Genomic DNA, 13,702 nt, shown 5'->3' with positions numbered 1-13,702 from the left:
ACAGCGGCGGCCGTCAGGCGACCCAGCCGGAGAACCGCGCGAGGAACTCGCGGGTGCGCTGCTCGCGCGGCGCGCCGAATAGCTCCGACGGCGACCCCTGCTCGGCGATCACGCCCGCGTCGAGGAACACCACGCGGTCTGCGACGTCGCGCGCGAACGCCATCTCGTGCGTCGCCATGACGATGGTCGTGCCGGACGCCTTCAGATCGCGCACCAGTTCCAGCACCTCGCCGACCAGTTCGGGATCGAGGGCGCTGGTGACCTCGTCGAGCAGCAGGAGCTCCGGGTCGGTCGCAATGGCGCGCACGATGGCGGCGCGCTGCTGCTGACCGCCGGAGAGCCGGTCCGGGAACTCCTTCGCCTTGTCGCCGAGGCCGATCGCCGCCAGCAGTTCGTGCGCCTTCGCCTCCGCCGCCCTGCGCGGGATGCGGTGCACGCGGCGGCTGGCGAGCGTCACGTTGTCGAGCACGGACAGGTGCGGGAACAGGTTGTAGTGCTGGAACACCACGCCGATGCGGCCGCGTACCGCATCCATCCGGGTGCGGGGATCGCTGATGTCGTCCCCGACGAGGAAGATCTGCCCGTCGTCGATGGGCTCCAGGAGGTTGATCGTGCGCAGCAGCGTCGACTTGCCTGACCCGCTCGCGCCGATCAAAGCCACCACCTCGTGCCGGTGCACGTCCAGGTCGATGCCGCGCAGCACCTCCGTGTCGCCGAACCGCTTGCGCAGCCCGGTCAGCCGGAGCACGGGCTCCGCGGTGTCCTGGTCGCTCATACGACGCTCCCGATCTGCTCGCGCCTGCGCACCCGCGCCGAATACCAGTCGGTGAGCCGGATCATCGGAAGTGCCAGCACCACGAAGAGCAGCCCGGCGAGCACGTACGGGGTGAAGTTGTATGTGGCGGCCGTCTCGATCTGCGCGGCGCGCACCGCATCCACCGCTCCCAGGATGGAGATGAGGCCGACGTCCTTCTGCATCGCGACGAAGTCGTTCATCAGCGCGGGCGTGACCTTGCGGACCGCCTGGGGCAGGATCACCAGTCGCAGCGTCTGGTAGTGGCTGAGGCCGAGGCCGCGGGCCGCCAGCCGCTGCGAGGGATGCACGGCCTCGATCCCGGCGCGGAACACCTCGGACACGTATGCCGAGTAGACCAGGATGAGCGCGATGGTGCCCCAGAACTCGGCGGGCATGCGCGGGAAGACGCCGAGCCCCGGCAGGCCGAAGCCGACGAGGTACAGCACGATGATCAGCGGCATCCCGCGGAACAGATCGGTGTAGCCCGCCGCCAGCGCGCGCAGCGGGAAGAAGATCGGTCCGCGCAGGGTGCGCGTCGTGGCGATCAGGATGCTCACGATCAGCACCCCGATCGCTGCGACGATCAGCACCCGGATGTTGAGCAGCAGCCCCTCGAACACCCGCGGCCACGCCTGCACGGCCACGGCGGGATCGAAGAAGGTCTGCTGCACGGCGGCCCAGCCGGGGGTGTTGATGACGAAGAACCAGGCGACGACGGCGACGACAACCGTGCTGGCCAGGCTGATCAGCACGGAGCGCGTCGTCTGTTTGCGACGGAACGCGCGCCGGCCGAGCTCGACGGCGCTGGGCTGCTCGGCGTTGCTGGGCTGGTCGACAGCGCCCGGTTGCTGGATGGTGCTCACCCGTTGAACGTTAGCCGGTCGGCCGCTACTTCAGCACCGGGGCGTTGCCGTCGGTGGCGAGCCACTTGGCGGCCAGCGTGTCCAGGGTTCCGTCGGTGCGCAGCGCGTCGACCGCGGCCGTCACCTTCGCGGTGAGCGGGCTGCCCTTGGCGAGCACCAGACCGAACTGGTCGCCGTCCTGCCCGGACGCCTTCGGCAGCTGGCCGACGATCTTCCCGTCCTTCAACTCGGCGTCGCGCAGGTAGAAGGCGGTCGGCAGGTCGACGACGATCGCATCCACCTGCTTGTTCTCCAGGGCGAGCTTGGCGTCGTCGTTGGAGTTGAACGCCTGAACGCCGCCGGAGGGCGCGATCTGCTTCTCCGCCGCCGTGAAGCTGGTGGTGGCGGACTGGGCGCCGATGGAGAGCTTCTTGAGGTCGGCGAGCGAGGTCGCCTTCGCCGCGGGGGAGGCGCCGGTGGTGACGACCACCTGCGTGGTCTCGTAGTACGGGGAGGAGAAGTCGACGGCCTTCTTGCGCTCGTCGGTGATGGAGAACTGCTGCAGGTTGAAGTCGAAGGTCTTCGGTCCGGGGGCGATGGCCTGGTCGAACGTGGTGCGCACCCAGGTGACGTCGGTCTTCGCGAAGCCGAGCTTGTCCGCGACCGCGTACGCGACGGCGGCTTCGAAGCCCTTGCCGGACTCCGGCTTGTCGTCGATCACCCACGGCGAGTACGCGGGCTCGGCCGTGGCGATGGTGAGCTTGCCGGGCGTGACGTATGCGTCGTCGGCCTTCGTGCTTGCCGAGCCGGTGGATCCGGAGCCGGACGCGCATCCGGTGAGGGCGAGCGCTGCGGCCGCGACGACGGCGGCGACGGTGAGGATGCGGCGGGACATGGCGACTCCGGGCTGTGATCGGGGGCGGGGTGCGTGCGGGTCTCTCAGCATGGCGCATCCCGCGCCGCGCGGGCAACGCGGCCGGTCACAGTGTTACGCCGGAGGCGCGGCGGTCAGTCGCCCAGCGCGTTCAGGATGGCGCGGGGCGGCGCGAAGAAGGTGGTGCCGGTCGCCGCCGTGGAGAAGTCCAGGATGCGGTCGTAGCTTCCCTCCGGGTCTCCGACGAACATCCGCTGCAGCATCCGCTCGATCACCCAGAGGGCGCGCGAGTACCCGATGAAGTACGTGCCGAACTCGCCGTGCCCGACCCGGCCGAACGGCATGTTGTCGCGCAGGATGTCGTGCTCGACGCCCGCCTCGTCGGTGATCGTGGCGAGGGTCTTGTGGGACTTCTGGCCGTACTCGGCGTCGTCCAGTTCCACGTTGTCGAGCTTGGTGCGGCCGATCACCCCCTCCTGGGCCGGTGTCGGCAGTGCTCCCCACTTCGTGAGGTCGTGCAGGTACTTCTGCACTACGACGTAGCTGCCTCCTGCGAACTCGGGGTCCTCGTCTCCGACGAGCGTCGACGACGCCATCTCCCCGTCGGCGGGGTTCGCGGTGCCGTCCACGAATCCCAGCAGGTCGCGGGAGTCGAAGTAGCGGAAGCCGGTGACCTCGTCGACCACCTGGACGCTGTCGCCGAGGGCGCCCAGCAGCAGCCGCTCGAACTCGAAGGTGAAGTCGCCGCGCTCCGCGCGGATGTGGAACAGTAGGTCGCCCGGGGTGGAAACGGCGGTGTGCACCGGTCCGCGGATCTCGGTGAACGGGTGCAGCTCGCGGGGGAGACCGCGCCCGGTGAGCCTCGTCCAGATGCCCGCGCCGATCGCGACGTTGCAGGAGAGGTGGGCGTTCAGGTCGCGGAAGCCGACCGTCTTGACCAGGCCGGACAGGTCGGAGAGCACGTCCTTCACCGTGGAGAAGGCCTCGTCGGAGTCCGCGACGGACACCACGAGGAAAACGGCGGAACGGGAGAGCGGGGCATCGACGCTCTGGGCGTCGATCGGGACGCGCTGCCAGGCGTGGTCGCCGGTGTCGGAGGTCATGGGGAGAGTCTGCCGCACATCCCCGGTCCGCAGGAAGAGCGGCCGCACTCAGGTAACGGAAAGGTAACGATGGCAGGGCCCGAGCGATCCGCATCAGCACGCGGATGTCGGTGTATGCCGTCGACGGAATGTGCCGTGAAATGCAGAATCTCGATTGGCTTTCTGTACAAACCCATTGATAACGTCGAGTCGCCCCGTTGGCCGAGACCGGCAGAGACGGGGCCGCAACAACCCAGCCCGCGTTCCGGGAATGAGGGGCCGAGGTGTACACCGGCCCCGCACGCCGGAGCGTACGGTCGGGCGGTGTGGGCGTGCCCCGATGGCGCGTCGGCAGCCGGTGATTCGCGGATCGGACGATCCGCTTGAGTCGACCAGCTGTTCACGCTGCCCACCCGGGCGCAATCACGGGCACGCACCAGGGCATCGCCGCGCGTGCCACGGAGGAAAAGTGAGCGAATCTGCCGCCGTCGAAGCGCGCAATCTGTACAAAGTGTTCGGACGTAAACCCGGCGACGTCGTTCGCCGGCTGCAGGGCGGGGCGACCCGCGACGAGGTCGCAGGCTCGGGAACCGCAGCGGTGATCGACGCGAGCTTCTCCGTGCGCCCCGGCGAGATCTTCGTGGTCATGGGTCTGTCCGGTTCGGGCAAGTCCACGCTGATCCGCCTGCTGAACGGGCTCCTCGAGCCGACCGCCGGCGACGTGGCGGTGATGGGCACGACGATCACGGGCCTGCCGCCCAAGAAGCTCCGGGATGTGCGGCAGAAGTACATCTCGATGGTGTTCCAGCACTTCGCCCTCCTCCCGCACCGCACCGTGCTCGACAACCTCGCATACGGCCTCGAAGTGCAGGGCGTGCCGATCGCGGAGCGCCGCGCCAAGGCGGAGACCGTGCTCGACCTCGTCGGGCTGTCCGGCTGGGGCGACAAGCTCCCCGGAGAGCTCTCCGGCGGGATGCAGCAACGCGTCGGCCTCGGCAGGGCACTCGCGGCAGACACCGACGTGCTCCTGATGGACGAGGCGTTCTCCGCACTCGACCCGCTCATCCGGCACGAGATGCAGGAGCAGCTGCTCGAACTGCAGAGCCAGCTCGGCAAGACCATCGTGTTCATCACCCACGACCTCAACGAGGCGATGTTCCTCGGGGACAGGATCGCGGTGATGCGCGACGGTCGCGTCGTGCAGATCGGAACGCCGGAGGAGATCCTCACCGACCCGGCCAACGACTACGTCGAGAGCTTCGTGCAGGATGTGGACCGTGCCCGCGTGCTGACGGCGGCGAGCGTGATGGAGCCCGTGCGCGCGCTCGTCACCGTGGCCGCTGGACCGCGCGCCGCCGTGCGCACCATGCGCGACCTGCAGACCTCCGCCGCCTTCGTGGTCGGCCACGGACGCCGCCTGCTCGGCGCCGTGCGCGACCGCGACGTGATGCGCCAGGTGCGCGACGGCCAGTCCGACCTCTCCGCGGTGATCGACGACGGCATCGCGTCCGTCTCCCGCGACGAGGTGCTGAGCGAGCTGGTCGAGCTGTCCGTCGGCAGCGACCTGCCGCTCGCGGTTGTCGACGACAACCAGCGCCTTCTCGGCGTCATCCCGCGGGTGACCCTGCTCGCGGCGCTCGGCAACGTCACCAGCGAGACCACCGAGATCCCGATCATCGTCGAGCCCAGGGCGACCATCCCGGTCGACGTGATGAACCAGACACTGCTCGAGACCGCACCGGGGGTCGGCGCGCGAGAAGGCGGAGAGCCTGAGCTCGAGGAGGTGCGCTGATGGATGTGCGACTTCCCCTCGGCGACTGGGCGACCAGCGCCGTCGACTTCGTCACCGAGTTCTTCGGTCCTGTGTTCGACGTGATCCGCACGGTCTTCACCGCGCTGTACACGGGCATGGACTGGCTGCTGCAGACGCCTCCGTTCTGGGGCATCATCCTGATCTTCGCCGTGCTCGCCGTCTGGCTGCGCGGTTGGGTGTTCGGTGCGGGAACGGTGGTCGGGCTGCTCGTCATCGCCGGGATCGACCAGTGGACGAACGCGATGGACACCCTCGCGCTCGTGCTCGTCGCCGCGGCTATCGCCGTCGCACTGAGCGTCCCGCTCGGCATTCTGGCCGCACGATCGAAGACGGCGTCGGCGATCATCCGTCCCGTGCTCGACTTCATGCAGACCATGCCGGCGTTCGTGTACCTCATCCCGGCCCTCATCCTGTTCCGGGTGGGTGTCGTGCCCGGCATCGTCGCGACGATCATCTTCGCGATGGCTCCCGGCGTGCGTCTCACGGAGCTGGGCATCCGCGGCGTCGACAGCGAGATCGTCGAGGCCGGTCGGGCGTTCGGCTCGTCGCCCCGGCGCATCCTGCGCCAGATCCAGCTGCCGCTCGCCATGCCGTCGATCCTCGCCGGGGTGAACCAGGTGATCATGCTGTCGCTCTCGATGGTCGTCATCGCCGGAATGGTCGGCGCAGGCGGCCTCGGCCGCGACATCGTCCAGGCGCTCAGCCGGGTGGATGTGGGCCTCGGCTTCGAGGCCGGCCTCTCCGTGGTCATCATCGCGATCATCCTGGATCGGCTCACGGCCTCCGTGGGGGCGGCCCGCAAGCGGATGCCGAAGCGCGCGCTGGCGGCCCTCGGGGCAGCAGCCCTCGTGGCCGTCGGCGGCACCAGCATCGCCGCCGTCTCGCAGGCGGACGCGTCGAAGGGCGAGATCAAGGTCGCCGTCTTCAACGGCTGGCCGGAGGGCGAGGCGGTGTCCTACCTCTGGAAGCACGTGCTGGAGGAGAAGGGCTACGACGTGACGTTCGAGTACGCCGACGCCGGCCCAGCGTTCGCCGGTCTCAGCACGGGCGACTACGACGTGGCGTTCGACGGTTGGCTGCCCACCACGCACGAGGCGTACCTGAAGAAGTACGGAGACTCGCTCGTCGACCTCGGCGCCTGGAACAACGAGGCCAAGCTCACCATCGCGGTGAACAAGGACGCCCCCATCGACTCGCTCGACCAGCTCGCGGCGCACGCCGACGAGTTCGGCAACCGGCTGGTCGGCATCGAGCCGGGCGCCGGGCTCACCGAGGCGACGCAGAACAAGGTCATCCCGGAGTACGGCCTCGGCGGTCTCGACTTCACGACGTCGTCGACCCCGGCGATGCTCGCCGAGCTGACCAGCGCGATGAAGAGCAAGGACAACATCGCGGTCACCCTGTGGCGACCGCACTGGGCGTACGACCAGTTCGACCTGAAGGATCTGAAGGACCCGAAGAATACGCTCGGGACGGCCGAATCCCTGCACTCGATCGCCAGCACGGACTTCGAGAAGAAGTACCCGGAGGTGGCCGGCTGGGTGAAGTCCTTCAAACTCGACTCGAAACTCCTCTATTCGCTCGAGAACGACATGTTCAACGGCGCGAAGACGGACGACTACGACCCCATCGTCACGAAGTGGATGACGGAGCACCAGGAGTACGTCGACGCGCTCACGAACTGAGCGCGACCTCGTACGCTGGAGGGATGAGCTTCCCTCTCGCGCATCCCGTCGACACCACCAGGATCGACGCGGACACCATCGTCACGTACCCGGACGGCGACCTGACCTCGACCGGCACTGTGCTCATCGCACAGCCGGTCGGGGACGGGCGCACCGCGATCGTCCTCGACAGGACGGCGTTCCACGCCGTCGACCCGGTCTGGCCGGACCAGCCCGCCGATGACGGCACGCTGTCGGTGGACGGTGTCGTGCATCCCGTGGTCGGCGCGGTGGTCGGCGCGATCGACGGAGAGAACCTGTTCGTGGGCGACGCCCCGGTGCGGACGGGCACGGAGGGCTGGGCGTTCGTCGTCTGCCATGTCGTGGAGGACGCGGACGGGCTCACCCCGGGCACGCCGGTGACCGTCACCGTCGACCCCGCTCTGCGCCGCGCGCTCTCCGCCGGGCACACCGGCTGCCACCTGGCGTCGCTGGCGCTCAACGCGGCGCTGACCGGGCTGTGGAGCAAAGAGGTGCAGCTCGACGGCAGGGGCAACCCGAACTTCGACCAGCTCGCGATCACCGAGTCGCGCATCCTGCCGGACGGCTCGCTCGACACGTACCGCATCGGCAAGAGCCTGCGGAAGAAGGGGTTCCAGGCTGCAGACCTCGCCGGAGTGCTGGACAGCGTGCAGGCCGCCGCGAACGAGCTGCTCGCCGGATGGCTGGCGACCGGAGCCGCGGTGTCGATCGCGCGCGACGGAGACGGCCTGGGGGAGCGGCGCACCTGGCGTTGCGACCTCCCGGACGGCACCGTCGAGATCCCGTGCGGAGGAACGCACCTGCGCTCGCTCTCCGAGCTAGCGTCGGTGACGGTCGACCTCGACCTCCACGAGGCGGAGGGTGCGCTCGAACTCCAGATGCGCACCGCTGCGACGCTCAGTGCGGCAGGAACGGCAGAGCCACCGCGAGCGCACTGAGCGCGACCGCGAGCAGCCAGCCCAGCCGGACGACGCGCGCCGCCCTGTCCTCGCGGGCGATGGCGTCGAACCGCTCGACGGTGGCCGAGCCTGCGCCGGACGGGCCGTGCGCCGGTCGCCAGGTGGCGGGGTCGTCGACGATGCGCACGATCGCATCCACGGTCGCTTGATCGACACCGGCCGGACGCCGGGTGAGCCAGCGGTTCAGCCCGCCGGCGGCGAGCACGGCGACCCTGGCGGGCTGCTGACGCACCGTCAGCTTCTTCGCGCCGAGCACCGCGACCACGGCGTTCACCGGGGCGACCAGGCCCGCGGTGGCGAGCACCTGCCGGATGCGCGACGCCTCCAGCTCGGAGTTGCGCAGGTACGGCTTCTTCGCCCCGTTCACGAGCACGGCGCGCTCGCCGACCCACACCTCAGCACCCTGGTGGTTCTTGGTGTTCACGACGAACACGCCGCCGGGGCCGACGACGAGATGGTCGATGTCCGCATCCCCGTTTCCGACGGGCAGCGCGTGGAAGACGGTCCAGCCGTCCGGCAGGCGGTCGAGCATCGCCCCCACCTCGCGCTCGCCGAGCGCGCCGTCGAACCAGGGCCGGGTGCCGGCGCTGAGCGGGCGGACCCCGAACGCACGGGCGACGGCCGACCGGGGAGGGACGTCACCGTGCAACCGGACGACCTGCTCCATCACCGCGTAACCGGCGACCCTGTCGCGCATCCGTCCACTGTTGTCCACCGCGCCACCGTACCGAGCGGATGGGAGCCCTTCCAGGCCCCCAACCAGGGCGCGCTCCGGACGGACTACCCCTTGGTGAGGGGCAGTTCGTCGTCGCCGGGCAGCCGCTCTTCGAGCGAGGCGTTGTGCTCGGCGACGGCGTCGAGACGTTCCTCGTCGTCTGCGCCGAGCTCGGTGACGGCGTCGGTCAGTTCGTCGGCGTCGCGCGGCGCTGCGGGCTCCTGGCTCTGCTGGGTGTCCTGGCCGGTGGTTGTGTCCTGTCCGGTTGCATCGGGGCCGGTGGTGGGCTCATCCTGATCGCTCATGCCGCGCACTGTACGCTCCCGTCGGATGCCGGGACTACACTGCCGCCCATGAGCCGAATCGAGACCGGAATCGTGTCGTACACCCTGTCCGGCGACTACTACGCCACCGTCGGAGCCGACTTCGACACCGAAGCCGTCGACGACGCGATCCTCGCCGAACTGAACAGGATGCTCCCCGTCGGCGTCGTCGTGGAGCGCAGCGGCAAGGTGTTCGCCGACGAGGACAAGGCGGACGAGGCGCGCAGGATCGACTGGAACGGCCTGCTCAAGCGGATCGACGTCGACCAGATCCTCGCCGAGCACGGGCGCTGACGCTCAGCGCCCCTTCACCACGTCGTAGGCGGCGAGGGCCGCCCTCCTCGTCTCCGCGAGGTCGACGATCGGCTCCGGGTACGCGTCGGTCTGCCACTCCGGCACCCAGCGGCGCACGTAGTCCCCGTGTTTGTCGAACTTCTCGCGCTGCAGCTCGGGGTTGAACACGCGGAAGTACGGTGCGGCGTCCGCCCCGCTTCCCGCGACCCACTGCCAGTTGAACGGGTTGCTGGCCGGGTCGGCGTCGACCAGCGTGTCCCAGAACCACTGCTCTCCCAGTCGCCAGTCGATCAGCAGGTTCTTGATCAGGAACGACGCGACGACCATGCGCACCCTGTTGTGCATCGTGCCGGTGTGCCAGAGCTCCCGCATCCCGGCGTCGACCAGCGGGATGCCGGTGCGGCCCTGCTGCCAGGCGCGCAGCGCCGTCGGGTGCAGGCGCGGCCAGGGGAAGGCGTCGAACTCACTGCGGATGTTCTCCGTCGCCAGCGCCGGCCGCTGGAACAGCGTGTGGTACGCGAACTCGCGCCACCCCAGCTCGGAGAGGAAGGTGGCTGCGCCCTCCGCGTTCGTGCGGGTGCGCGCGGCGGCGGTGGCGTGCCAGACCTGGTACGGGCTGAGCTCGCCCCAGCGCAGCCGCGGTGACAGTCGTGAGGTGGCGTCGATCCCCGGGGTGTCCCTGTCCGCCTTGTATGCGGCGACATCCTCGTCCAGGAAGCGCGCGAGGGCCTCGTGCGCGGCGTCCTCTCCCGGCTCCCAGGTCTCCTGCAGGCCGGCCGACCAGTCGGGATGCGTCGGCAGGAGCCCGAGGTCGGCGACCGTGAGGCCGTCCAGCGGGGGAGCGCCCGCGATGCTCCCGGGCGCATCCAGCGGCTTGCGCGGCTCTGGCGAGGCGAGGCAGGCGCGCCAGAACGGGGTGTAGACGGAGAACGGCGTGCCGGAGCCCGTGCGAATGGTCCACGGCTCGAAGAGCAGGTTCGCGCCGAAGCTGGACGCCTCGCGTCCGTCGTCCCTGGCCTGCGTCTTGATGGCTTCGTCGACCGTGCGCTCCGCCTCGCCGTACCGCCTGTTCCAGAACACGGCGGCGGCGTCGGTCTCGGCGAGCAGGTCGCCGATGACGCGTTCGGCAGGGCCGCGACGGATCGTCAGGGAGCCGCCGAGCGCATCCAGTGCTGCGGAGAGCGCGGTGAGACTGTGGTGCAGCCACCACCGGGACGCGCCGCCCGGCGCTCGCACGCCGGGCGACTCGTCGTCGAGCACGTAGACGCAGACGACGGGCAGCCCGCTGCCGGCGGCGGCCGTCAGTGCCGGATTGTCCGCGACCCGGAGGTCGTCACGGAACCAGACGACCGCCGGGCGGGATCCGGACGCTGCGGCGTGCTGCTCGCTCACGCGCTCAGAGGTCGAGCGTGTCGTTGGGCTCCAGCGGGAAGAACTCGCCGCCGTTCTGCTCCGTCGCCCACTTGATGCGGGCGTTCGCCATGTCCTTGCCCCCGCGGGAGAGCACCATTTCGTGCGTGGGGAAGCTGCGCTTGGGCTTGACGGCGAGCACGTAGTCGATGGTCTCCGCGATCTTCAGCCAGGGGGCGCCCGCCGGGGTGGCGAGCACATCCACGTCGACGCCCTCCGGGATGGTGAACGAGTCGCCCGGGTAGTAGAGCACGTCGTTGATGAGCACGCCGAGGTTGTCGACGACCGGGATGCTCTCGTGGATGACGGCGTGGCGGCCACCGAAGAAGCGCAGCGTGAACGGCCCCGCCTCGACGGTGTCTCCGGGGTGCACGACGGTGATGGCGAAGTCGGGGGCCGCGGCGGCGACTCCCTGCGGGGCGAAGATCGGCACATCCGGGTTGAGGTCGAGGACGCGGTTCAGCTGCTCGGGGGTCCAGTGGTCGGCGTGCTCGTGGGTGATCACGACGCCGACGGTGCTGTTGGTGTCGGTGAGCGGAGAGGTCAGGCTCCCCGGGTCGACGAACAGCTTCTTTCCGGACTCTTCGAGGAGCAGGGCGGCGTGTTCGAACTTCGTCAGTCTCATGGCACCAGGAAATACCTAAAAGAGTGGTCGTGCAACTTGAGGAATATACCCCTGGGGGGTACTGTTCAAGGGTGGATATGAACGAGACGACGACGAATCAGACGCACCAGCCACACGACGCGCACGATCACGGGGCGCACGAGCACTCGGGTCACGGCGGCGCGGCCGACGATCACTCGGCGCACGACCACGGCGGTCACGACCAGGGCGGTCACGATCACGGCGCCCACGCCGGGCACGATCCGGCGATCTTCCGGCGCAAGTTCTGGCTGACCCTGGTCCTCACCATCCCCACTCTGGTGTTCTCGCCCGGCCTGCAGGAGATCCTCGGGCTCGGCGGACCCCGGTTCCCCGGTAGCCAGTACATCCCCGCGGTCTTCGGCGTCGCCATCTTCTTCTACGGCGGCCTCGTCTTCCTGCGCGGAGCCGTCACCGAGCTGCGGAGCCGCCAGCCCGGCATGATGACCCTCATCTCGCTGGCCATCGTCGTCGCGTTCGGCTACAGCCTCGCCGTCACGTTCGGCCTGCCCGGCATGGACTTCTGGTGGGAGCTCGCCACCCTCATCCTGATCATGCTGCTCGGCCACTGGATCGAGATGTCGGCGGTGATGGGCGCCCAGGATGCGCTGGGCCAGCTCGCGAAGCTCCTGCCCGACCAGGCGGAGCGGGTGGGCGACGGGTCCACGTCCGAGCATGTACCCGTCAGTGCGCTCGCCGTCGGCGACCTCGTGCGCGTCCGCCCCGGCGCCGCGGTGCCCGTGGACGGGGAGATCGTCGACGGACGGTCCGACGTGGACGAATCGCTTCTCACCGGCGAGTCGAAGCCGGTCACCCGCGGAGTGGGCGAGCAGGTGGTCGCCGGTTCCATCTCCGGCAGCGGGTCACTCGTGGTCCGGGTGACGAAGACCGGGGGAGACACCGCGCTCGCCGGGATCATGCGCCTCGTCTCCGACGCGCAGGCCAGCAAGTCCGGCACGCAGATCCTCGCCGACTGCGCGGCCGGGCTGCTGTTCTACGTGGCGCTCGCCGCCGCATCCCTCACCCTGGTCGTGTGGGCGATCCTGCGACCGGACGAGCCCGGCTTCGTGCTCGAACGCGTCGTGACCGTGCTCGTCATCGCCTGCCCCCACGCGCTCGGTCTGGCCATCCCGCTGGTCGCCCAGATCTCCACGGCGATCGGCGCGAAGAACGGCCTGCTGATCCGCGACAGGCACGCGATGGAGGACGCCCGCCTGATCGACGTCGTCCTGTTCGACAAGACCGGGACGCTCACCGAGGGCCGCCAGGGCGTCGCATCCGTGGAGGCCACCGACGGAGACGTGGATGCGCTGCTCGCGCTGGCCGCGTCGGTCGAGGCACCGGCCGAGCATCCCATCGCCCGGGCGATCGTCGCCGAGGCGCAGCAGCGGGGGCTCACGGTCGCGGCCGCAGCGGACTTCGAGGCGTTGGGCGGTCGGGGAGCGACGGCGACGGTCGACGGTGTCGCCGTGACCGTCGGGGCGCCCAGACTGCTCGCCGAGCGGGGGCTGACGCCGGCCGCTGCGGTGGCCGCGGCCGCGCGCGCGGCGGAGGCGGAGGGGCAGACCGTGGTGTACGTGCTGCGCGGGGATGGTGCGGATGGCGCCGCCGGGATGCAGGTGGCCGGGATGATCGCGCTCGCGGACGTCGTGCGGCCCGAGTCGGAGGAGGCGGTGCGCATCCTGCACAGCCGCGGAGTGCGCGTCGCGATGCTGACCGGCGACTCGCGGGCCGTGGGCGAGGCCGTCGCCGCCCGGCTGGGCATCGACGAGGTGTTCGCCGAGGTGCTGCCCGGCGACAAGGCGGGCACCGTCGCGCAGTTGCAGCAGGGCGGCGCGAAGGTGGCGATGGTCGGCGACGGCGTCAACGACGCCCCGGCGCTCGCGCAGGCGGACGTCGGGATCGCGATCGGCGCGGGCACGGACGTGGCGATCGAGTCGGCCGGGATCGTGCTCGCATCCAGCGACCCGCGCGGCGTCGCCAGGGTCATCACGCTGTCGAGGGCCACCTACCGCAAGATGCTGCAGAACCTCGCCTGGGCCGCCGGGTACAACGTGATCGCGCTGCCGCTCGCGGCGGGCGTGGCGACCGGAATCGGCGTGGTTGTGTCTCCCGCGTTCGGCGCGGTGCTCATGTCGGTGTCCACCATCGTGGTGGCGCTGAACGCGCAACTGCTGCGGCGCGTGCGCCTGTAGGCCGCGGCGCCTCGCCGTCCGCTCGGGCGGAGTTTCGGCGCGACACGCCG

General features: G+C 70.0%; 13 protein-coding genes. 5 read left to right on the top strand and 8 right to left on the bottom strand.

All coding sequences use genetic code 11. From position 1 onward, the window contains the following. Nucleotides 1–13: 13 nt before the first annotated feature. From AC1ROC_RS04415 to AC1ROC_RS04400, 4 genes are all read right to left on the bottom strand, one after another. A complete protein-coding gene (locus tag AC1ROC_RS04415) occupies nt 14–775 on the bottom strand; it encodes an amino acid ABC transporter ATP-binding protein (protein ID WP_085370301.1) in 762 nt (253 codons plus the stop codon). Further along, nucleotides 772–1,659 (bottom strand): amino acid ABC transporter permease, encoded by an 888-nt coding sequence (locus tag AC1ROC_RS04410; protein WP_492998329.1) that lies wholly within the window; start codon nt 1,657–1,659, stop codon nt 772–774. The genes AC1ROC_RS04415 and AC1ROC_RS04410 overlap by 4 nt, the downstream gene beginning before the upstream one ends. Before the next feature lie 25 nt (nt 1,660–1,684). Next, entirely contained in the window at nt 1,685–2,533 is an 849-nt protein-coding gene (locus AC1ROC_RS04405) for an ABC transporter substrate-binding protein (protein ID WP_085370303.1), read from the bottom strand. A gap of 113 nt (nt 2,534–2,646) precedes the next feature. Then, the gene (locus tag AC1ROC_RS04400; protein WP_168689241.1) at nt 2,647–3,615 is read right to left on the bottom strand and encodes a Dyp-type peroxidase; all 969 of its coding nucleotides are present in this window, start codon (nt 3,613–3,615) and stop codon (nt 2,647–2,649) included. Between the two features lie 448 nt (nt 3,616–4,063). Here AC1ROC_RS04400 and AC1ROC_RS04395 point away from each other — a divergent pair, with 448 nt between their 5' ends. Genes AC1ROC_RS04395 through AC1ROC_RS04385 form a run of 3 tightly spaced genes read left to right on the top strand, consistent with a single transcriptional unit; the run spans nt 4,064 to nt 8,051 of the window. Next, nucleotides 4,064–5,386 carry a quaternary amine ABC transporter ATP-binding protein gene (locus AC1ROC_RS04395; protein ID WP_492998326.1) on the top strand — a complete coding sequence of 441 codons (1,323 nt, stop codon included), beginning with the start codon at nt 4,064–4,066 and terminating at the stop codon, nt 5,384–5,386. Further along, on the top strand, nt 5,386–7,092 hold the full coding sequence (locus tag AC1ROC_RS04390) for an ABC transporter permease/substrate binding protein (protein ID WP_085370308.1): 1,707 nt from the start codon (nt 5,386–5,388) through the stop codon (nt 7,090–7,092). The genes AC1ROC_RS04395 and AC1ROC_RS04390 overlap by 1 nt, the downstream gene beginning before the upstream one ends. A 23-nt stretch (nt 7,093–7,115) precedes the next feature. Further along, nucleotides 7,116–8,051, top strand: a complete 936-nt coding sequence (locus tag AC1ROC_RS04385; protein WP_085370309.1) for an alanyl-tRNA editing protein — start codon at nt 7,116–7,118, stop codon at nt 8,049–8,051. Here AC1ROC_RS04385 and AC1ROC_RS04380 read toward each other — a convergent pair. Together AC1ROC_RS04380 and AC1ROC_RS04375 are read right to left on the bottom strand one after the other, a co-directional pair. Then, entirely contained in the window at nt 8,011–8,787 is a 777-nt protein-coding gene (locus AC1ROC_RS04380; RefSeq protein ID WP_256922053.1) for a nuclease-related domain-containing protein, read from the bottom strand. The genes AC1ROC_RS04385 and AC1ROC_RS04380 overlap by 41 nt on opposite strands. Nucleotides 8,788–8,852: 65 nt before the next feature. Next, nucleotides 8,853–9,092 carry a hypothetical protein gene (locus AC1ROC_RS04375; protein ID WP_492998322.1) on the bottom strand — a complete coding sequence of 80 codons (240 nt, stop codon included), beginning with the start codon at nt 9,090–9,092 and terminating at the stop codon, nt 8,853–8,855. Nucleotides 9,093–9,140: 48 nt separating this feature from the next. Here AC1ROC_RS04375 and AC1ROC_RS04370 point away from each other — a divergent pair, with 48 nt between their 5' ends. Then, nucleotides 9,141–9,404 (top strand): hypothetical protein, encoded by a 264-nt coding sequence (locus AC1ROC_RS04370; RefSeq protein WP_492998321.1) that lies wholly within the window; start codon nt 9,141–9,143, stop codon nt 9,402–9,404. Nucleotides 9,405–9,407: 3 nt separating this feature from the next. On the opposite strand, the gene AC1ROC_RS04365 is transcribed toward AC1ROC_RS04370, so the two are convergent. Then, a complete protein-coding gene (locus AC1ROC_RS04365) occupies nt 9,408–10,796 on the bottom strand; it encodes a cryptochrome/photolyase family protein (protein ID WP_492998318.1) in 1,389 nt (462 codons plus the stop codon). Between the two features lie 4 nt (nt 10,797–10,800). Continuing rightward, on the bottom strand, nt 10,801–11,439 hold the full coding sequence (locus AC1ROC_RS04360) for an MBL fold metallo-hydrolase (protein ID WP_492998316.1): 639 nt from the start codon (nt 11,437–11,439) through the stop codon (nt 10,801–10,803). Between the two features lie 77 nt (nt 11,440–11,516). Here AC1ROC_RS04360 and AC1ROC_RS04355 point away from each other — a divergent pair, with 77 nt between their 5' ends. Continuing rightward, on the top strand, nt 11,517–13,652 hold the full coding sequence (locus AC1ROC_RS04355; RefSeq protein ID WP_492998917.1) for a copper-translocating P-type ATPase: 2,136 nt from the start codon (nt 11,517–11,519) through the stop codon (nt 13,650–13,652). Nucleotides 13,653–13,702 lie beyond the last annotated feature (50 nt).

The sequence above is a fragment of the Leifsonia sp. GW821-FHT13C05 genome, assembly GCF_058806515.1.
Note: the sequence above shows the minus strand (reverse complement) of the source record. Positions and strands in the feature narration are given on the sequence as shown.